Origin of the sequence: Streptomyces sp. NPDC049879 (assembly GCF_044461265.1) — a bacterium.
GTDB lineage: Bacteria > Actinomycetota > Actinomycetes > Streptomycetales > Streptomycetaceae > Streptomyces.
The window spans coordinates 723,309-742,124 of record NZ_JBITKT010000002.1; the positions used below are offsets into that span (position 1 = coordinate 723,309).

18 protein-coding genes are annotated in these 18,816 nt (G+C 73.7%); 13 read left to right on the forward strand and 5 right to left on the reverse strand.

What is annotated here, in order from left to right:
* The first annotated feature begins 41 nt into the window (after positions 1-41).
* The 6 genes from ACIBPC_RS10345 to ACIBPC_RS10370 all read left to right on the forward strand — a co-directional run bounded on the left by ACIBPC_RS10345 (position 42) and on the right by ACIBPC_RS10370 (position 5,801).
* Entirely contained in the window at positions 42-1,625 is a 1,584-nt protein-coding gene (locus tag ACIBPC_RS10345; protein WP_398842674.1) for an anchored repeat ABC transporter, substrate-binding protein, read from the forward strand.
* Positions 1,626-1,675: 50 nt separating this feature from the next.
* On the forward strand, positions 1,676-2,617 hold the full coding sequence (locus tag ACIBPC_RS10350) for a choice-of-anchor M domain-containing protein (protein WP_398842677.1): 942 nt from the start codon (positions 1,676-1,678) through the stop codon (positions 2,615-2,617).
* Entirely contained in the window at positions 2,614-3,366 is a 753-nt protein-coding gene (locus ACIBPC_RS10355) for an anchored repeat-type ABC transporter ATP-binding subunit (protein ID WP_398842678.1), read from the forward strand. The genes ACIBPC_RS10350 and ACIBPC_RS10355 overlap by 4 nt, the downstream gene beginning before the upstream one ends.
* A complete protein-coding gene (locus ACIBPC_RS10360) occupies positions 3,366-4,235 on the forward strand; it encodes an anchored repeat-type ABC transporter permease subunit (RefSeq protein ID WP_398842681.1) in 870 nt (289 codons plus the stop codon). The genes ACIBPC_RS10355 and ACIBPC_RS10360 overlap by 1 nt, the downstream gene beginning before the upstream one ends.
* A gap of 247 nt (positions 4,236-4,482) precedes the next feature.
* Entirely contained in the window at positions 4,483-4,716 is a 234-nt protein-coding gene (locus tag ACIBPC_RS10365; RefSeq protein ID WP_362961075.1) for a DUF397 domain-containing protein, read from the forward strand.
* A 152-nt stretch (positions 4,717-4,868) separates the two neighbouring features.
* Positions 4,869-5,801, forward strand: coding sequence for a helix-turn-helix domain-containing protein (locus ACIBPC_RS10370; protein ID WP_398842684.1), 933 nt, complete (start codon positions 4,869-4,871; stop codon positions 5,799-5,801).
* A 22-nt stretch (positions 5,802-5,823) separates the two neighbouring features.
* Here the strand turns inward: ACIBPC_RS10370 and ACIBPC_RS10375 are convergent, their stop codons facing one another.
* Positions 5,824-6,612, reverse strand: coding sequence for an SAM-dependent methyltransferase (locus ACIBPC_RS10375; RefSeq protein WP_362961203.1), 789 nt, complete (start codon positions 6,610-6,612; stop codon positions 5,824-5,826).
* Positions 6,613-6,769: 157 nt separating this feature from the next.
* On the reverse strand, positions 6,770-7,207 hold the full coding sequence (locus tag ACIBPC_RS10380) for a hypothetical protein (RefSeq protein WP_398842687.1): 438 nt from the start codon (positions 7,205-7,207) through the stop codon (positions 6,770-6,772).
* 950 nt (positions 7,208-8,157) lie between these two features.
* Here ACIBPC_RS10380 and ACIBPC_RS10385 point away from each other — a divergent pair.
* The 7 genes from ACIBPC_RS10385 (at position 8,158) to ACIBPC_RS10415 (ending at position 15,702) form a co-directional block, all read left to right on the forward strand.
* On the forward strand, positions 8,158-9,054 hold the full coding sequence (locus ACIBPC_RS10385) for an RICIN domain-containing protein (protein WP_398842689.1): 897 nt from the start codon (positions 8,158-8,160) through the stop codon (positions 9,052-9,054).
* 257 nt (positions 9,055-9,311) lie between these two features.
* Positions 9,312-10,652 carry an extracellular solute-binding protein gene (locus tag ACIBPC_RS10390; protein WP_398842692.1) on the forward strand — a complete coding sequence of 447 codons (1,341 nt, stop codon included), beginning with the start codon at positions 9,312-9,314 and terminating at the stop codon, positions 10,650-10,652.
* Positions 10,649-11,548, forward strand: coding sequence for a carbohydrate ABC transporter permease (locus ACIBPC_RS10395; protein WP_398842694.1), 900 nt, complete (start codon positions 10,649-10,651; stop codon positions 11,546-11,548). The genes ACIBPC_RS10390 and ACIBPC_RS10395 overlap by 4 nt, the downstream gene beginning before the upstream one ends.
* On the forward strand, positions 11,545-12,393 hold the full coding sequence (locus ACIBPC_RS10400) for a carbohydrate ABC transporter permease (protein ID WP_398842697.1): 849 nt from the start codon (positions 11,545-11,547) through the stop codon (positions 12,391-12,393). The genes ACIBPC_RS10395 and ACIBPC_RS10400 overlap by 4 nt, the downstream gene beginning before the upstream one ends.
* Before the next feature lie 66 nt (positions 12,394-12,459).
* Positions 12,460-12,909 (forward strand): hypothetical protein, encoded by a 450-nt coding sequence (locus ACIBPC_RS10405; RefSeq protein WP_398842699.1) that lies wholly within the window; start codon positions 12,460-12,462, stop codon positions 12,907-12,909.
* A complete protein-coding gene (locus tag ACIBPC_RS10410) occupies positions 12,903-15,140 on the forward strand; it encodes a hypothetical protein (protein ID WP_398842702.1) in 2,238 nt (745 codons plus the stop codon). The genes ACIBPC_RS10405 and ACIBPC_RS10410 overlap by 7 nt, the downstream gene beginning before the upstream one ends.
* A gap of 52 nt (positions 15,141-15,192) precedes the next feature.
* Positions 15,193-15,702 (forward strand): hypothetical protein, encoded by a 510-nt coding sequence (locus ACIBPC_RS10415; protein ID WP_398842705.1) that lies wholly within the window; start codon positions 15,193-15,195, stop codon positions 15,700-15,702.
* Here the strand turns inward: ACIBPC_RS10415 and ACIBPC_RS10420 are convergent, their stop codons facing one another.
* From ACIBPC_RS10420 to ACIBPC_RS10430, 3 genes are read right to left on the reverse strand one after another with little or no spacing between them, the layout of a single operon-like run.
* Positions 15,703-16,890 carry a PLP-dependent aminotransferase family protein gene (locus ACIBPC_RS10420; protein WP_398842708.1) on the reverse strand — a complete coding sequence of 396 codons (1,188 nt, stop codon included), beginning with the start codon at positions 16,888-16,890 and terminating at the stop codon, positions 15,703-15,705. It lies immediately after the preceding gene.
* A 45-nt stretch (positions 16,891-16,935) separates the two neighbouring features.
* Positions 16,936-17,808 (reverse strand): NAD-dependent epimerase/dehydratase family protein, encoded by an 873-nt coding sequence (locus ACIBPC_RS10425; protein ID WP_398842711.1) that lies wholly within the window; start codon positions 17,806-17,808, stop codon positions 16,936-16,938.
* 26 nt (positions 17,809-17,834) lie between these two features.
* On the reverse strand, positions 17,835-18,809 hold the full coding sequence (locus ACIBPC_RS10430) for a helix-turn-helix transcriptional regulator (RefSeq protein ID WP_398842714.1): 975 nt from the start codon (positions 18,807-18,809) through the stop codon (positions 17,835-17,837).
* Positions 18,810-18,816 lie beyond the last annotated feature (7 nt).

Sequence of the window (18,816 nt, forward strand, 5' to 3'; positions counted from 1 at the left end):
TCCGGACCACTTGACGGAACCCGTTGACCGAGGAGACTCCCATGCGCACACGCGGCGCCCTCGCCCTCGGGGCGGCGTTCGCCCTGGCGCTCACCGGCTGCCGCGCGCCGGAGGGCGCCGGGGACGACGGCGGCCGCGTCGAGGTCGTCACGACCACCGGCATCCTCGCCGACCTGGCGCGGAACGTCGCGGGCGGCCACGCCGACGTGCACGCGCTCGTCCCCGAGGGCGGCGACCCCCACACGTACGAGCCGTCGCTGCGTGACGTGCGCGACATCGTCTACGCCGACGCCGCGTTCACCAACTACCTGATGCTGGAGGAGCAGAACCTCATCCGCGCCATCGACGCCAACCTGCCGGACGGCGTGCCCAACGTCGCGCTCGCCGAGCGCGGCGCGGCCTACGGCGCGGAGATCATCCCGCTGGTCGAGAACGCGGCGCTCGACACCGTCTGGCTCGGCCTGCGCGTGGCCGGTACGGGCGCCGCGCTGGGCGCCGACCGCACGTCCGAGGTGCGGCTGAAGGCGGTGGGCCTCGACGGTCCCGGCGACCTCGTGGGTTACCTGACGGAGACGTTCGGCGAACCGTCCGTGTTCTTCGACTCGGGCGACGGCTTCGACGCGGGCGACGGCTACGCCGGGGACGCGGCGCCGCTGCCGCCGGACGCGCACACGCACATGAGCTGGGCGTTCACCGAGCCGGGGGTCTACCGGCTCGACCTGGAGGCCGAGTTGGCCGTCGGGCCGCGCGAACGGCCGGTGCCGCTCGGCGGCGGGACGGTCACGTTCGCGGTGGGCGTGGACCCGCACTCGGTGCCGGGCATGGCGGGCGCGGAGGTGCTGGACGAGGGGCACGCGGACGTCACCGTGGACCTGGACGCGCCGGAGGGCGACGGCCGGCTGGTGCTGCGGGCCGACCCCGAACCGGCGCGTGACGGGCATGTCCACGGGGAGCCCGAGGTGCTGGCGCTGGACCGCACGGTGGTGGATGTGCCCGGCAGGGCGCTGACGGAGGTGCCGGGCGACCCGCGCTTCCGGTTCCTCGGCCGGGCGGGCGACGACGTGTACCAGCTGCCGCAGGCCGTGCTCGGCCGACATGTGCACGGCGAGATCGACCCGCACCTGTGGCACGACGCGCGCAACGCGATGGCGTACGTCAAGATCATCCGCGACACGCTGACCGCCGTCGATCCGGCGCACGCCCGCGCGTACCGCGACAACGCCGAGCGCTACCTCGGCGAACTCGCCGACCTGGACGCCGAAATGACCGCGACGATCGGGGAGATCCCGGAGTCGCACCGCCAACTCGTCACCACACACGACGCGTTCGGCTACCTGGGCGCGGCGTACGGGCTGACGATCGCCGGCTTCGTCACCCCGGGCCCGGCCACCGAACCGAGCCTGGCCGAACGGCGCAGGCTCTCCGAGACGATCGCGCGGCTGCGCGTGCCCGCCGTCTTCCTCGAACCGAACCTCGCCGCGCGCTCCAGCACGCTCGTCCGCATCGCGGAGGAGCAGGGCGTGCGCGTCTGCCCGCTGTACGGCGACGCGTTCGACGCACACGTGGACAGCTACATCCAGATGATGCGCGCCAACGCCCGCTCGCTCCGCGACTGCCTCGGCTGACCCCCGACTCCCGTTCCCCGATCCTCGATCCCGAGAGAGGTACCTCCGCCATGCCCGAACGCCCCGCCGTACGGCTGCCGTTGGCCGCGCTGCTCGCGGTGGCCTGCGCGCTGCTGCCCGCCCACGCCGCCCGCGCCGACGACGACCTCGACCAGACCCTCGCGCCGGACGAGGAGGTCGCCGAGGGGCAGGCCGTCCTCGACACCGGCCACGTGGACATCGGCCCCCGCTTCGTGGACGGCACATGGCGCGTCACCGGCCGCGACGACTCGCGGAACCCGCCCGTGTGGCGCACGCCGGACGACATCGTGGTGCGCGTCGCCGACGCCGCCGTCCAACAGGCGCCCGACCGCGACGACTTCGCCTTCCTCGACGCCGAACCCGGCAGCGACGTGCACGTCATCCCGCAGACCCAGCAGCCGGACGTCGTCTGGCTCGGCTGGAACACGCAGGACCCCGAGGTGATGGACCGCGTCACCCGGGGTGTCACCCTGACGCTCCACGGCGTCGAAGGCCCGGGCCACTTCTCCGTCTTCCTCCAGAACGGCGACCTGGGCGCGCCCGACGTCCTGTGGGACGGCGACGAGTCCGGCACGCAGGACATCTGGGTCGATGTGAACACGCACACGCACGCCAACTGGGTCTTCACCGAGCCGGGCGTGTACCTGCTCGACGTGTCGGTGTCGGCCGAACTCGTCGGCGGCGAACGGGTGTCGGACCGCGCCGCGCTGCGCTTCGCGGTCGGCGACGCGACGGACCCGGCCGACGCGTTCGCCGCCGCCCCCGAGGAGACGCCCGCGCCGTCACCCTCCCCGTCACCCTCGCGGGAGACCGCCGGAGACACGGGCACGGGCACGGACGGCGGCGGCCTCTCGCCCGGCGTCCTGCTCGGCGCGGGCGGCGCGGCCCTGCTGCTCCTGGCCGCCACCGTGACCACCCTGCTGCGCGGGCGGCGCGCCCGGCTGCTCGCCGAACGGGAGGCCGCCTCGTGACCACGCTGTCGGTGAGCGGCCTGCGCGTACGGCTCGGCGGGCGCACCGTGCTGCACGACGTCGGCCTCGACGTCGCGGCGGGCGAGTTCGTCGGCCTCGTCGGGCCGAACGGCGCGGGCAAGACGACGCTGCTGCGGTCCGTCCTCGGCCTGGTGCGGCCCGCCGCGGGGCGGGTGGAGGTGGCGGGCGCGCCCGTGCCGCGCGTACGGCACCTGGTCGGCTATGTGCCGCAACGGCACGAGTTCGCCTGGGACTTCCCGGTGAGCGTGCGGGACGCGGTGCTGTACGGGCGGGTGCGGCGCGTCGGCTGGGGGCGGCGGCCGGGGCTCGCGGACCACCGGGCGGTGGAGGCGGCGCTCGCGCGCGTCGGCATGGGGGCGCTGCGGCGGCGGCCGGTGGGGGAGCTGTCGGGCGGGCAGCGGCAGCGCGTGCTGGTGGCGCGCGCCCTGGCGGCCGAGCCGTCGGTCCTGCTGCTGGACGAGCCGTTCACCGGGCTCGACATGCCGACGCAGGAGCAGCTGACCACGCTGTTCAGCGACCTGGCGGGGGAGGGCAGGGCGGTGCTGATGACGACGCACGACCTGGTGGGCGCCCTGCACACCTGCACGCGGCTGTGCCTGGTGAACCGGACGGTCGTCGCGGACGGCACGCCGGAGGAGCTGCTGCGGGACGCGGCGCCGTGGCGGGCCGCGTTCGGGGTGGGGCCCGGCAGTCCGCTGCTGGCGGGGCTCGGGCTGGGGGTGGCGTGATGCTGTCACCGGCGGAGTTCGTGGGGGACCTGTTCAACCCGGCGCTGGCGTTCCTGCCGAAGGCGCTGTTCGTCGCGCTCGTGTCCTCGGCGGTGTGCGGGGTCGTGGGCTGCCATGTGGTGCTGCGGGGGATGGCGTTCATCGGGGACGCGGTGTCGCACGCCGTGTTCCCCGGGCTCGCGGTGGCGTTCGTCGTGCAGGGGAACCTGGTGCTGGGCGGCGCGGTGGCGGGGGTGCTGACGGCGGTGGCGGTGGCGGTGTTCTCGCAGGGCGGGCGGTTGAAGGAGGACAGCGTCATCGGGGTGCTGTTCGTGGGGGCGTTCGCGCTGGGGATCGTGATCATCTCGCGGGCGCCGGGGTACTCGGGGTCGTTGCAGGCGTTCCTCTTCGGGTCGATCACCGGGATACCGGACGGGGACCTGTACGTGGTGGCGCTGGCGGCGGTCGGGCTGCTGGGGGCGGCGTTCCTGCTGCACAAGGAGTTCGTCGCCGTCGCGCTCGACCGGGAGTCGGCGCAGGGGGTGGGGCTGCCGGTGTTCTGGCTCGACCTGGCGCTGTGCGTCATGGTCGCGGTGGCGGTCGTGATCTCCGTGCAGACGATCGGGAACGTGCTGGTGCTCGCCCTGCTGATCACGCCCGCCGCGACGGCGCGGCTGCTCACGGACCGGCTCGGCGTGATGATGCTGCTCGCGCCGGTCATCGGCGGGTTCGCGGCGCTCACCGGGATCTACCTGTCGTGGAGCGCCGACCTCCCGGCGGGGGGCACGGTCGTGCTGGTGGCGACGGCGGTGTTCCTCGTCGTCTGGACGGCGGCGCCGCGGCACGGGCTGCTGGCGCGGTTGTGGCTGCGGCGGGACGCGGCGCGCTGAGGGGCGCCCGTCGGGAGAGCATGCGCGGGGCGCATGAAGTGCGCGCGGTGGTGCACGGCGTTCGGCGCATGCCCCGAATGCCCCTCGTACGGGGGACATTAGCGGGGCGTGGACGGGACATGTTCTCCGGTGACGGGTCCGTGAAATTGCAGATGTTCTTGCATTCGGGCCTGGGGACCCCGGAACGCGCGAGCGCCGGCACGATCCCCGTACGCCCTCGACGCGCACACGAAAGGAACGGATCGCCATGACGTTCGAGAACGGCACGCCCGCGGACGGAATCACCGGGGCCGAGTGGGTCAAGAGCAGCGCCAGCATCGGAGAGGGCAACTGCGTGGAACTCACGGCACTTCCCGGCGGCGCGGTCGCGGTGCGCAACTCCCGTTTTCCCGACGGCCCCGCCCTCGTCTACACGCGGGAGGAAGTCGCCGCCTTCGTCACCGGTGCCAAGTCGGGTGAATTCGATTTCCTGACCGCCTGACGGCGGCGGCCGTGCCGTCCGTTCCGGCGTTCGCGCCCGGGCGTTCCGTTCCGGCGGGTGCGGAGAACTTCCCTCGCGGCGGACCCCGGTCGGGGATACTGGCACCTCCCCCCACCCGTCCCGCGCAGTCCCGCGTTCCCTGAAGGGGTCCCATGTCCGCCACCGGGTCCGGCCGCCGGACACCCATGGCCCCGGCGGTCCCCGTGTCCAGGCAGCAGGGCAGGCCGGAGGTCGCGGCGCGCGTGCTGGGCGAGTACCTGCGGCTCTTACGCAAGGAGCAGGGCCTGGCGCTGAAGGACGTGGCCGAGCCGATCCGCGGCTCGGTCGCCAAGGTCAGCCGCCTGGAGCGCGGCGTCTCGCCGCCCAAGGAACGGGACATCGAGGAACTCATCCGCTTCTTCCGCGTCTCGGACGAACGGGCCAGGGAGATCCGCGCGCTGCTGCGGCAGGCGCAGGAGAGCCCCTGGTGGAAGCAGTTCAGCGACGTCACACCCGAGTACCTGCGCCGCCTGATAGGCCTCGAAGGCGCGGCGGTCGGCATCTACACGTACGAGAACCACGTCGTGCCAGGCCTGCTCCAGACGCCCGCCTACGCCAGGTCGGTCATCAGGGCCGCGCTGCCGAACGCGCACGACGACGACATAGAGCGCCGCGTGACGCTCCGCATGACCCGGCAGCAGCTGATCCACAGCCCGCAGCGCCCCCGGGTCGTCGCGCTGCTGGACGAGGGCATCCTGCGGCGGCCGGTCGGGGGCGCTGCGGTGATGTGCGCGCAGCTCGAACACCTCCGGGAGGTCGCCCGCCTGGAGAACGTGCACGTGCGGGTCGTGGAGTTCGAGAAGGGCGCGTGCCGCGTGCCGAGTTACCCGATCACGCGGCTGCACTTCGGGGACGGCGGCCCGTCCCAGCTGGTCTACGTCGAGCACATCGACAGCGCCCACTACGTGACGCGGGCGTCGGAGGTCGAGCAGTACCGCGTGGTGCTCGACAAGATCAACCAGGTGGCGGCCGACCGGCGGCGGAGCCGGGAGCTGCTGGACGAGGCGATCGCGGGCTACCGGGAGCGCGCACGCGCCGACTCCTGAGCCGGTGTGGCGGGTGCCTGGGTCAGACGCGGGCGACGCCGCCCCAGCTGATCCACTCGCCGCCTGGCCTGGCGGGCGCGGTGTCGCCGTCCGGCCGCCAGCCGCGGACGTCGCCGAGTCCCGGCGGGAGCGGCGCCGTTCCCGCGAAGTACGCGCCGACCTCGGCCGACGAGCGGACGCGGCCCCAGCTCCCGCCGGTCACCTCGGCCATGAGGCGGGTCGTCCGCGCGCGGAACTCCTCGTCGTCGCTGACCAGATGGGAGATGACGACGAAGCTGCCGGGCGCGAGCCGCCGCGCGACGCGCGCGACCAGGCCGCCGGGGTCGCTGTCGTCCGGCAGGCAGTGGAGGACGGCGGCGAACAGCGCGGCGGTCGGCCGGTCCGGGCGGATCAGCCGCTCCACCTCGGGGTGGCCGAGGAGCGCGTCGGTGTCGCGCATGTCGAGGTCGACGACGGCGGTGCCCTCGTCGTCCTCCAGGATGGTCCGGCCGTGGGTGAGCGCCAGCGGGTCGGTGTCGATGTAGACGACGCGCGACGCGGGGCGGGAACGGCGGGCGATCTGGTGGACGTTCTCCCTGGCGGGGAGCCCGAAGCCGAAGTCGAGGAACTGCTCGACGCCGTGGTCCCCGGCCAGGACGCGGACGGCGCGGTGCAGGAAGCCGCGGCTGTCGCGGACGACGGCCGCCGTGCTGGGCGCGAGGTCGAGCAGCCGGGCGCACGCGGCGCGGTCCGACGCGTAGTTCTCGATGCCGCCGAGCAGGTAGTCGGACATCCTGGCGACGCTCGGCGCGTTGACGTCGATGTGCGAGATGGGTGTCTCCCCTTGGCTCGTATCCCCCGCGACGGGCCCGGCACGGACCCGCTGTCGTGTACGGCCACCCCCTCGGAACGGCACTGTACGGCAGGGCGCGCGCCGCCGCCGCCGGGGAAGGGGGAGCGGAGGGGGGCACGGGAGGGAGCGCGGGCGCTCAGGGGCGGAGCAGCAGGCGCAGCGAGGGCTCGTCGATGCCCATCACCTCGGCCGTCTCCTTGACGGACAGGCCGAGTTGCCCGTGCAGCAGCAACGCGTCGGACCGGTCGGGCCCGGGGTGCGCGGCGGGCGGGACGTCCGGGGCGGCGGGTGCTGTGGGTGCCGCGGGTGCGCCGAGCGCGGCGATGTGCCGGCCGAGGACAGACCAGGCGATCGCGGCGGGCCGGGCGCTCCGCAGGACGTCGGGCCATATGGCGGCCAGGTCGGTGAACGCGGCGTCGACCAGGGACGTCGCGGCGTGGTCGTCACCGGTGCGCGCCTGTGCGAAGCGGAGGTACGCGCCGTGGTGCAACTCGCGGAAGGCCAGGTAGTCCAGGCGGGTGCGCGCCGGTACGGCCTCGGTGAACGTGCCGCCTGGGCGTCGTCGGAAGACCATGATCGCTCCTGTGTGGGGGGAGAATCACCGCGGGCGGCAGGGAACGGAGGGACGGGCCGGGCGGGTGTGGGGGAACGCCGCCGGTGAAGGGGGTGCGCCGGGCGCCGGGCCGCGTCTCAGGCGGTCGCGCGGGCACCGGTCGCGTTCCCGGGACGAGGGGCGGGTGCGTGCGGTGCCGAAACGGTTTCGTGGCGGGCGAACTTTGGCAGAATGACGTTGCACGCCGAGGGCGGGAGAAAGCGCCATCGGCTGCGCCGGTCGGACATACTCACTCTCCCATGGGTTCGATCGAAGGCCCCGGGCTTGGTTGCCAGCCCCCGGGGCCTTTTGCGTGGGCCGCGGCATCTGAATCCTCGCAGCCCGGATGTACGTACAGCCTAAAAGCTACTCGCAGCCTTCCCCCGGCGTCAGGGAGTTCATCGGTTCCGTGCAAAAGACGGCATCGGCCCGACTGCTTCCCGCCACGGCCCCGGACCATTCCGGGTAGGTACGCAGGGGACCGCGAATGGACGACAAATGACCGGACTCACCCGCCTGTTCGTGCGACAACCGTCGGGAAATGAAGTATTGAGGGCGGAATTCCGGCATCAACACCTGCGGCACAAGCAGCCCGCATATGCGCGGGCGGCATGACCCTACCGCAGAACATCACCCGATCGGGTGAGCCCCCCCTTTCCCGGCTGACACCGTCTTCCCGCCCTGCACGTGCATATGCAACTCCGTCCGCCACCACGTCACTTCGAACCCCCGGAACTCCCCGAAAACGGCGGCTCCCACCCTCCCGAAGGCCCCCACCGCCGTGCGGTGACCCGGTGGGGTGGGGGGTGGTGTGCTGGGGTACTTTCGGGGCGGTGGGGAGGGGTGGTCCGGGACCGTGTGCGGGTTGATGCTTGGCATGTCCCCGCCTGCCGGGGTCGTCCGCCCTCTCCGCGCCTGACGAGGAGTGACCCATGGTGAGGAAACGCCCGACGGAGCCGGGGAGTTCGCCGGAGTCCGGCCGCTTCAAGGATGTGTACGCGCGCCGGCCCGCCGTGGGGCGGCGCGGACTGCTGCCGGGGCGGCGGGTGTTCACGTCGCTGATCGGTGGCGCCGGGGTGCTCGCCGTGCTCGCGCTGACCGCCGGGCTCGGCGTGCGCGTGCTCGGCGGGGACGGCGACGACGAGGTGGCGCGGACCGTCGCGGCGCCGCCCGCCGTCGAGCGGCCGAGGGCGCCGGAGCCCGAACCCGAGCCCGCGCCGGAGCCGACCGAGGAGCCCGAACCCGAGCCGGAACCGGAGCCGGAGCCCGTGAACCCGGCGCCGCCGCCCGTCGAGGCGCCCGCGCCGGAGCCCGAACCCGAGCCGGAGCCGGCCGAGGAGCCCGAGCCCGAGGAGGAGCCCGAGCCGGAGGAGCCGCGCGCCGACACGTCGGGCGCCGTCCCCGGCCTGGACGACGGGGCCGTCTACAGGCTGAGCGCCCCCACCACGCTGTGCCTCGACGTCCACGGCTCGGGGACGACACCCGGGACCAACGTCCAGACGTGGGGCTGCCATCAGGAGCCGTCCCAGACGTTCGCCCTCGAATTCCGCGGCCAGGGCATCTACACGCTGCACGCGCTCGGCCAGTGCGTCGACCTGGAGGCCAGTTCACGCGTCGAGGGCGCCGACATCCGCATGTGGCCGTGCAACGACACGACCGCGCAGATGTGGCGCGTCAGCGATCTGGGCGCGGGCTACTACCAGTTGCAGTCCGTCCTCAGCGGCTACTGCATGGACATCGAGAACGGCGGCACCGACTGGGGGACCGACGTCCGGCAGTGGCGCTGCAACGGGCTGGCGTCGCAGATGTGGCACTTCGAGCAGGTGTGAAGGCTTCACTCCGGCGAACGCGCGGCCGGTCGCCGGTGCGGCGTCCGCGCGGCGCCGCGCCGTTTCGCGGGCGTTACGGTCCGGCGGCGGGCGCGTGACACGGCCAGTTCCCCCTGTCCTGTGGGCAGTTGACGCTGCAGGCCACGCGCCGCCCCGATTGCGTACGACCGCCCGCGCACCCCGGTGTCACCTCCCCCGCCCTGGGTAGACACCTGTGCGGTCGTTAACCCAGCCGGACGCCGGGAAGGGGCGGGCCCATGCCGCGCACCACGTCGTTGAGCCGCAGACGCCTCCTCGCCGCGGGCACCGGGCTCGCCGCCGGGCTGGCCACCGGATGCGGCGCGGGCGCGGGCGGCGCCCCCGACCTCGACGCCGCCGCCGAGGTGCCCACCGGCGACGTCACGCTCGACTGGTGGTCGTTCCGCATGGCCACGGCGGACGGCGGGGACGTGCGCGAGACGCTCGTCCGCGCGTTCAGCCGGCGGCACCCCAACATCCGCGTCAACCTCGTCGAGGCGCCCGCCAACACGGACATCACCAGGACCACGCTGTCCACCGCCGTCGCGAGCGGCGCGCCGTCCCCCGACCTGTACATGGGCGACGTGGCGTGGCCCGCGCAGTTCGCGTACAACGCGCTGGCCCTGCCGCTCGGTTCGCTGCTGCCGGGCGCGTTCTGGGAGGGCTTCCCCGACGCACTCGTGCGCGCGCTGTCCTTCGAGGACGAGCCGTACGCGTTCCCCTTCTACATCGACCAGTCATACCTCTACTACCGCGCCGACCTCCTGGACAAGCACGGCCTCGCCGTCCCCCGCACCTGGGAGGAGGTCGCCCGCGCGGCGACCGCCGTGCGGCGCGCGGGCGACGCCGACATGGGCCTCGTCCTCCAGGGCGCCGTCTACGAGGGCCTGACCGCCAACGTCGCCGAACTCGTCGCCGACGCGGGCGGCACCGTCCTCGACCCCACCGGCGGCCGGGTGACGCTCGGCGGCGCGGCCGGCGAGCGGGCGTTCGGCTTCCTCCAGGACGCGCTCGCCGACGGGGTGGTCCCGGCGGCGGTGGCGACGTTCAAGGAGCAGGACTCCACCGACGCGTTCACCGGCGGGCGCGCCGTCTTCCTGCGCAACTGGGCGTACGTCTGGGGGGTGGTCGAGGGCGCGGGCTCGCCCGTCGCGGGGCGGGTCGGCGTCATGCCGCGCCCCGGTTTCGACGGCGGCGGGCCCGGCGGCCACGGCTGCCTCGGCGGCTGGTGCAACTTCGTCAACCCGCACGCGGCGCAGCCGGGCGCCGCCGTCGCGTTCGCCCGGTTCTGCGCCGGGGAGGAGGCACAGATGATCATCGTCAGGGACACGGCGTACCTGCCCGCGCTGAGCGCCGCGCGGGCGAGCGACGAGGCGCGGGGCTCCCGTACGCCGACGCTGGCGCTGGCCGGGGAGGTGCGGCTCGTCGCCAGGCCGACGCAGTCGCCGCGCTACCCGCAGGTGAGCAAGGCGCTGTACACGCGGGCCAACACCGTGCTCAGCGGCGGGGCTTCGGCGGCGGACGCGCTCGCGGGGGCTCGTGCCGACATGGCGGCGGCGCTGCGCGGGGAGTCGCTGTGAGCGGGGGCGTGCGGCGGCGCGGGGCGCGTACCGGCTGGCTCTTCACCGCGCCAGCGCTGCTGGTGGTCGCCGGGGTGACGGTCTTCCCGGTGGTCTACTCGATCGTCGTCAGCTTCTCGCGCGTGCGCCTGACGTACGACGGGATGCGCGTCGAGCAGTGGACGCTCGCCAACTACACGACGATGCTGACCAGTCCGGCCTGGTTCGACGCGCTGCTGTTCACCGTCGGGTACACGCTGGCGACCGTCGCCGTCGAACTCGTCCTCGGCACGGCCGTCGCCGTCCTCCTGGACCGGCTGGAGTTCGGGCGCGGCTGGCTGCTGGCGCTGCTGCTCATCCCGTGGTCCATGATCACCGTCGTCTCCGCGCAGTTGTGGGGCTACCTCTACAACGCCACCTACGGCGCGGTGACATGGCTCCTCGACGGCCTCCTCGGCGAACCGCCGGTCATCCTCGGCACCCCCGCGCCCGCCATCACGGCGATGGCGGTCGCCGACATCTGGAAGACGACGCCGTTCGTCGCCGTCATCGTCCTGGCCGGGCTCGTCCGCATCCCCCAGGAGCGGTACGAGGCCGCCGAAATGGACGGCGCGGGGGCGTGGACGGCGTTCCGGCACATCGTCGTCCCGGCGCTGCGGCCCGTGCTGGCGGTCGCGGTGCTCTTCCGCGTGCTCCAGGCGTTCGGCATCTTCGACCTGCCGTTCGTCCTCACCCAGGGCGGGCCGGGGACGGCGACGCAGTCGCTCGCCATGCTCGGCTACAAGTCGCTGTTCCAGGACCTGGACATCGGGATGGGCGCGGCGATCGCGTCGGCGACGGGGCTGCTCGTGCTGCTCTGCTGCCTGCTGTTCCTGCGCGCCTTCAGGACGCAGGTGGACGAGGGAGGCGCGGCATGAGGCGCGGCAGGGCGCGGCGGGGCGTGCGCCGTTACGTGAACCCGGTGACGATCGGTGCGCTCGTGCTCGTCGCGGTGACGGCGGCGCCGCTGGTGTGGATGGCGGTGACGTCGTTCAAGTCCCCGGCGGAGGCGGGCGCTTCACCGCCCACGCTGCTGCCGGACGACCCGACGCTCGACAACTACCGCACGGCGATGGACGCGGCCGACATGGACCGCTACCTCCTCAACAGCGTCGCCGTGTGCGTCAGCGCCACCGCCGTCGTGCTCGGCCTGGCGCTCTTCGCGGGCTACGCGCTGGCGCGCCTGCCGATGCGCGGGCGCGGGCCCGTGATGGTGGGGCTGCTGATGATCTCGGTCTTCCCGGTGATCGCGGTCGTGACGCCGCTCTACCTGGTGGAGCGGCGGCTCGGCCTGCTCAACAGCTATCCAGGGCTGATCATCCCGTACGTCGCCTTCCACCTGCCGTTCGCCATCTGGATGCTGCGCAACTCGCTGCTCGACCTCCCCGGCGAGCTGGAGGAGGCGGCGACGATCGACGGGGCGGGGCCGGTGCGGACGCTGCTGTCCGTGATCCTGCCGCAGGCGGGGCCCGCGCTGTTCACGGCGGGCGTCTTCACGTTCGCGGCGACGTGGACGGAGTTCCTGATGGCGCTGACTCTCAACAGCGAGAACGACTTCCGCACCATCCCGGTGGGCATCGCGGTGTACGGCGACCGGTACCAGGTGCCGTACGGGGTCGTCTTCGCGGCGGCGATGGCGGCCACGGTGCCGATCGCCGTCCTGGTCCTCGCGTTCCGCCGCACGGTCCTCTCCGGCCTGACGGACGGCGCGGTCAAGGGCTGACGGGCTGCTACCTGCTGTGTCGGTGCGACCGCTTATCGTAGGGGGCGAGGAGATGGGGGAGGGGATGTGGGTACGGAGGGGGCTCAGGACACCGATCCGTTCGACGCCGAGTGGGCGGCCTACCAGGCGGCGGCGCGGGACGAGGTGGCGCGTACGCGGCTGAACGGCCTGGAGCCGGGTGGCGGTACGGTGCCGGGGCCGGAACTGGCGGCGGACTCCGGCGCCAAGCGGGAGGCGGCCGACCGGCTCGAACAGGACCTCGTGCCGGACGCGTCGCGTGTCGGCGACGCGCCGGTCGGGGAGTTGGAGGGGGCGGCGGCCAGGCTGTCCGGCTGGGAGTCGGCGACGGGGCTGCGCGACCTGGCGGAGGTCTGGTCACGCAAGGCGGGCTACCTGCGAGACCAGTTGGAGGCGGAGGCCGTGGTGCTGCGGGCGGCGGCGTCCGGCTTCCTGGGCACGGAGGCCGAGATCGCGTACCGGCTGGCCGCGCTGCGCGGCGAGGTCCACCCGTGGTGACGTACGCGGACGTCCTCGACGACGGCTTCGCGGCGGCCCTCGAGTCCGCCGCCGAGGCCCTGGAGACGGCGGCGGACGGGTACTCCGGTGTCGCCGAGGAGTACGCGCGCGAGGTCGGCGCCCTGACGCGGCACGGCCGCCTGTGGACCGGTCTGTCCGCCGACAGCGCCCACGTGCGGTTCTCCGACACAGCGGGCGAGCTGGAGGCGGCGGAGGCGGAGGCCCGTGCGCTGTCCGCGCTCCTGCGGGACGGCAGGTCGGAGCTGCTGCGGCTGCGCACCGTCCTCACCGGTGTGGCCGCCGACGCGGCGGACGCCGGTCTCGTGGTGGACGCGCGGGGAGTCGTCCTGGACGCGCTGGACCGCACCGGCAACCCGGACGTCGACGACGCCCGCGCCGAGTGGCAGCGGCGCGTCGACCGGGCGGTCGCCGACCTGACCGAGGCCGACACGAATCTGCGGCTCGCCCTCGCCCGCGTCGCGGAGGGGCGCGACGGCCGGCACGCGGGCATCTTCAACGGCTCGGCGCGGAGCGACGTGGACGAGGTGCTCGGCGCCCGTGCGGAGGAACTGGCGCGTCGGGTGGCGGAGGGCGAGGAGCTGACGGGAGCCGAGTGGGACGAACTGCGTCGGCTGCTCGAACTGAACGCCGACGACGCCGAGTTCAGCCGCACACTGCTGGCCGGACTCGGCGCGGACGGACTGGTCGATCTGGCGGCGCGCGTTACCGCTGACCCGTCCGACCGGCACACCGGCCTGCGCGAGGGCATCGCCACCGCGCTCGCGACGGCCACGCGCGTTCCCCTGCTGGAACCCGGCTCGGCGGCGTACGGTCAGTGGTCGCGCGGCGAGGAAGGCCGCTTCTACACGCGCTTCCTGGCGGACCTCCACGAGGCGGGCGTCGCGGAGCACGCGGTCCCGGGACTGACCGACCAGGACGTACGCGGCTACCAGCTGCTGGTCAGCCTGATGGACACCGAACCGCCGGGCGAGTGGGGCGAGCGCTTCCTGCACGACCTCGCGGACGGCGTACGGACGGCCGAGGACCCGGCGCGGGGCGGCGAGCCGAACATCTGGCGGCTCAGAGGCGACGACCTGGGCGGCGTCGACGGCCTGGACGCGGACGACCTCGGCCGCTTCGCCCTCGACCCGCTGGACGGGCTGCTCGGCATCATGAGCCACGACCCGGCCGTCGCCTCCGCGTACCTGGATCCGGCGGGCGGCGACGACCGCCTGGAGTACCTGCTGAACGAACGCCCGTGGTCGCACTACGAGATGGCGACGCCGAGCGGCCCCGCGGCCCTGCCGGACGCGGCGGGCCCCGGCTTCGCCGCCGCGCTGGAGGCCGCGACGACGGGCATCCCCCATGGCGCACCACCCACCACGGACGGCCTGAACCGCACCGACGAGGGCGCCCGCGTGATGGAGGCGGTGGTCCGCGAGTTCTCCGAGAACCCCGCACGCATCGCCGACGGCGGCGACTTCGCCACGATGCGCCCCGAACTGTCCCGCATGACAGCCGCGTACATGGCGGAGGTGCAGGAGGCCATCACCCACGGCATGACACCCGGGCCGCCAGGTGTGGCGCAGGCGGACTTCTCCGAATACGCCCTGGGCGGTTATCTGAGCGAACTCGCCAGAACGCCGGACGAGTACGCCGTCCTGCTCGGCGCGCAGCAGACGTTCACCGCCTTCTCGGTCGACTACGCGATCAACGGCCCAGGGGTGGAAGGCTTCGACAGGGCGGAACTCCTGCGAGCCGCCGTCATTCCCGGTGCGCAGGTCGCGGGGTTCCTCGCCGACGCGCACGCGGAGGGGGTCTACTCCCGTGCGGTCGAGGGCGACGAGGCGTTCAACAGCAGACTGGAGACGGTCGAGACATGGTCTGGCTTTCTCCTTGACGAGGTCGTCGGCCGAGCCGCCGAGAGATACCCTGTCGCCGGCCCGCTGATCGAATGGGGAGCCGGGGAATTGTCGGACGCCATCTTCGAAAATCTCCGGCGTGACACCAGCGCGGAGGCTGCCGCGGATGCCGCGGATGGTTACCACGCGGGTTACACGGCGACGCATGATGCGGTCCTCTCCGCACTCGCGTTGTCGCTGGGCGTCGATCCCCGTGCCGACGATGTGACCGATCCCCGGTTGGACGCGTTCCGGGATGTGGTCATTCCAGTGGTCGACGACCACTTCCAGAACGAGGAGAACTGGGAGCCCGAGAATGTGGAGAAGTAGTCCTGACCCTGCTCGGCGCCGTCCGGTGCGCCTGGTCTGCACCGTCGTCTCCATGGTGCTGCTCGCTGCCTGCGGTGGGGAGCCCGAGGAGCGGGAGTACGCTCTGCCACAGGATCTCTGCGGAATCGATGTCCCGCAGGAACTGTACGAGCCGCTGTTCCCACCCGGCACGGAATTGCAGGTGACGGGCCGCTATAGCGAGGACATGCAGCTTCTCGTCGGGCAGAACTGCGGATACGACCTCGACGGTGAGGACGTCTTCGAGACCCGGACCGCCGCACTGGACAGATTCGACTCGTATCTCAGCTCCCGTGATCTGGATTACTCGATGGACGACGCGGAGGAGATCGCGGGAGATTTCGACGTTGTGGTCTGGCCCGGGTTCGCCATGGCCAAGGCGCCGTGCACCATCGGGAACGAGGATGCGTCCGTCATCGAATGGTTCATGATCGCCCTGCGCGCCGATCATCCCGAGGACGACGCCGAATCCCGTGCGGTTCTGGCGAGGCTGATCGAGCCCTACATGCGTGCCATGCTCCAGCAGATGCCCTGCGCCGAGTGATCAGGAGAACGCCTTGGCCAGGCGGCGGAGGCCCTCTGTGATCTCGGTGGGGGTGTGGGCCGTGAAGCTCATGCGGATTGTCGCGGGGTCGGGGGTGTCCGCGTAGAAGGGGGCGCCGGGGACGAAGGCCACGTCGTGGTCGAGTGCCTTGGGCAGCACGGCCGTTGCGTCGGTGCCCGCGGGGAGGTGGGCCCAGACGAACATGCCGCCCTGCGGGCGGTTCCACGTGCTGCCGTGGGGGAGTGCGTCCGGCAGGCCGGTGAGGAGGGCGTCGCGGCGCAGGCGGTAGTCCGCGCGGACGCGCGCCAGGTGGGCGTCCAGGTCGTTGTCCAGCAGGTAACGGGCCGCCGCCGCCTGGTCGATGGTCGAGGTGTGCAGGTCGGCCGCCTGCTTCGCCACCGCGCAGTGGTGCCGCAGCGCGGCCGGGGCGCGCAGCCAGCCGAGCCGCAGGCCCGGCGCCATGATCTTGGAGAAGCTGCCCAGCAGGACCGTGCGGTCCGCCGCCTCGGGGAAGGACGAGATCCACGGCTCCGGCTCGCCCTCGAAGCGCAGTTCGCCGTACGGGTCGTCCTCCACGATCCACACGCCGTGGCGTTCGGCGGTGCGCGCGATGGCCTGGCGGCGGGCGGCGGAGAGGGTGTTGCCGGTCGGGTTCTGGAAGTTGGGGATGGTGTAGAGCAGCTTGGGGCGTTCGCGGTCGATCAGTTCGGCGAGCGCCGCCGGGTCGATGCCCTGGCCGTCGGTGGGCACGGGGACGGTGCGGGCCCCGGCGAGGGCGAAGCACTGGAGGGCCGCGAGGTAGGTCGGGTCCTCGACCAGCACGGTGTCGCCCGGTTCGAGCAGCGTCGTGGCCAGCAGCGTCAGCGCCTGCTGCGAACCGGCCGTGATCAGCAGGTCGTCCGCTTCCGTGGGCAGGCCGCGACCGGTGAGGCGGTCGGCGACGGCGCGGCGCAGGGCGGGGTCGCCCTCGGTGGTGGAGTACTGGAGGGCGCGCTGCGGCGTCTCGGTCAACACGCGGTCGTACGCGGCGCGCAGGCCCTCGGCGTCGAACAGCTCGGGCGCGGGCAGTCCGCCGGCGAAGGAGATGACCTCCGGGCGGGCGGTCAGGGCGAGCAGTGCACGTATGGGCGAGGCCGGCGCCCCGGTGGCGCGTGCCGCCAGGGCGGGGACGTCTGCGCGGTTCTGCATGGGCACAGGATACGGAACGAGTGCGTGTAAGGGCCAGCTAACGTTTCACATCGCGGGGAATCCTGTCCGCCATGTGGGACGGCTGGGGTGCCAGCCCCGGGAGCGGGCGAGGTCGGCGCGGGCGCCGCGGGCCCAGCCGGGGCGTTCGTCCGACGCCACGGGCTCCGGCGGCGGCGCGCCCACGGCGGCGGCGAGGACCGGCACCCACAGGCGGGCCGGGGCCGGCTCGTCGTCCACGACGTTGACCGGGCCGGAGGGCCAGTCCAGCGCGGCGACGGCGGCGGACGCCGCGTCGTCCACGTGCACGAAGGAGCTGACCGCCGCGTCCGGCGCCACGCTGCCGAGGAACGGCGGCCCCGGCTCGCCCCGCAGCGCCGCCGCGGCCGCGCCGTCCGGGGCGTACCAGGTGCCGGGCCCGTAGAGCAGGCCGAAGCGCAGCACGACGGCCTCGGGCAGTTCGGCCGACATCCGCTCCAGCGCGTCCACGGCGGCGACGGTCGCGCCGCGCGGCTCGGGGGCGCCGAGGTCGAGCGGGACGGACTCGTCGGCCGGGTCGGCGCCGGGCGCGTAGGCCCAGGCGATCGACTGCGCGACGATGCGGCCGACGCCCGCCGCGCGCGCGGCGTCCACGAGGTGGCGGGTGCCCTCGTGGCGGAGCCTGCTGTTGGCGGCGCCGTCCGCGCCGGACAGGTCGGTGAGCATGTGCAGCACGGCGTCGGGCGCCGCCGCGACGACCGCGTCCCGCAGGGCGTCGGCGTCCAGGACGTCCACCTGGACCGCCTCGGCGCCACCGGCCCGCAGCCGCGCGGCCCCGGCCTCGCTGCGCGACGTGCCGGTGACCCGGTGCCCGGCCGCGAGGAGCCGCGGGACGAGGGAGCGGCCGACGGCGCCGCCGGCGCCCGCGACGAAAAGATGCATACGGGTCAGCGTAGGCGCGGCGTGCGTCAGGCGCCGCCGGGATTCGCCGCGCGGGTGTACCTGGCGGCCTGCTCGCGGACGGCCGCCGCCAGTTCGGGGCTGCCGGAGGCGTCGAAGTCGGCGTCCAGGACGGCGAGCCAGCGCGCCATGGACCCCGGCGAGTCCGCGCCGAACGTCACGCGGCACGACTCCCCGTCCAGCGGCTCCACCGTCTCGGGGCGCCCCCAGGACCCGAGCCGCCGGACGACGGTCTCGGCCGGCGCGTACACCGTCACGCGCGCGGTGAACGGCTCGCGCGCCTCCCGCACGCCCCGGCCGACGTACGCCGCGAGGTCCTCCTCGGGCAGCGGGCGCGGGGTGAAGCGCGGGCCGGTCGGCACGCGGGGCGTCATCCGGTCCACGCGGAACGTGCGCCAGTCCTCCCGGTCCGTGTCCCAGGCGATCAGGTACCAGCGGCGGCCCCTGTTGACCAGGCGGTACGGCTCGACGTCGCGGCGGCTGGCGTCGTCGCCGTGCGTCCGGTAGTCGAAGCGCAGCCGCTCGCGGTCGCGGCAGACGCCCGCCAGCAGCGTCAGCAGGTCGGGGGCGACGCGCGGTCCGGGCAGGGCGGCCGAGGTGACGGTGTACTCGCCGAGCGCGGCGACGCGGCGGCGCAGCCGCGGGGGGAGGACCTGCTCCAGCTTGGCGAGGGCGGACAGGGACGACTCCTCCACCCCGGCGAGGGAGCCGCCCGCCGCCGTCCGCAGGCCGACCGTGACGGCGACGGCCTCCTCGTCGTCCAGCAGCAGCGGCGGCAGGGACGAACCGGCGCCGAGGCGGTAGCCCCCGGCCGGGCCGCGGGTGGCGTGGACGGGGTAGCCGAGGCGGCGGAGGCGCTCGACGTCGTTGCGGATGGTGCGGGGCGTGACGTCGAGGCGGGTGGCGAGGTCGTCGCCCGTCCAGTCGCGGGGGGTCTGGAGGAGGGACAGCAGGCGCAGCAGGCGTGCGGAGGTTTCCAGCATGCGTTCA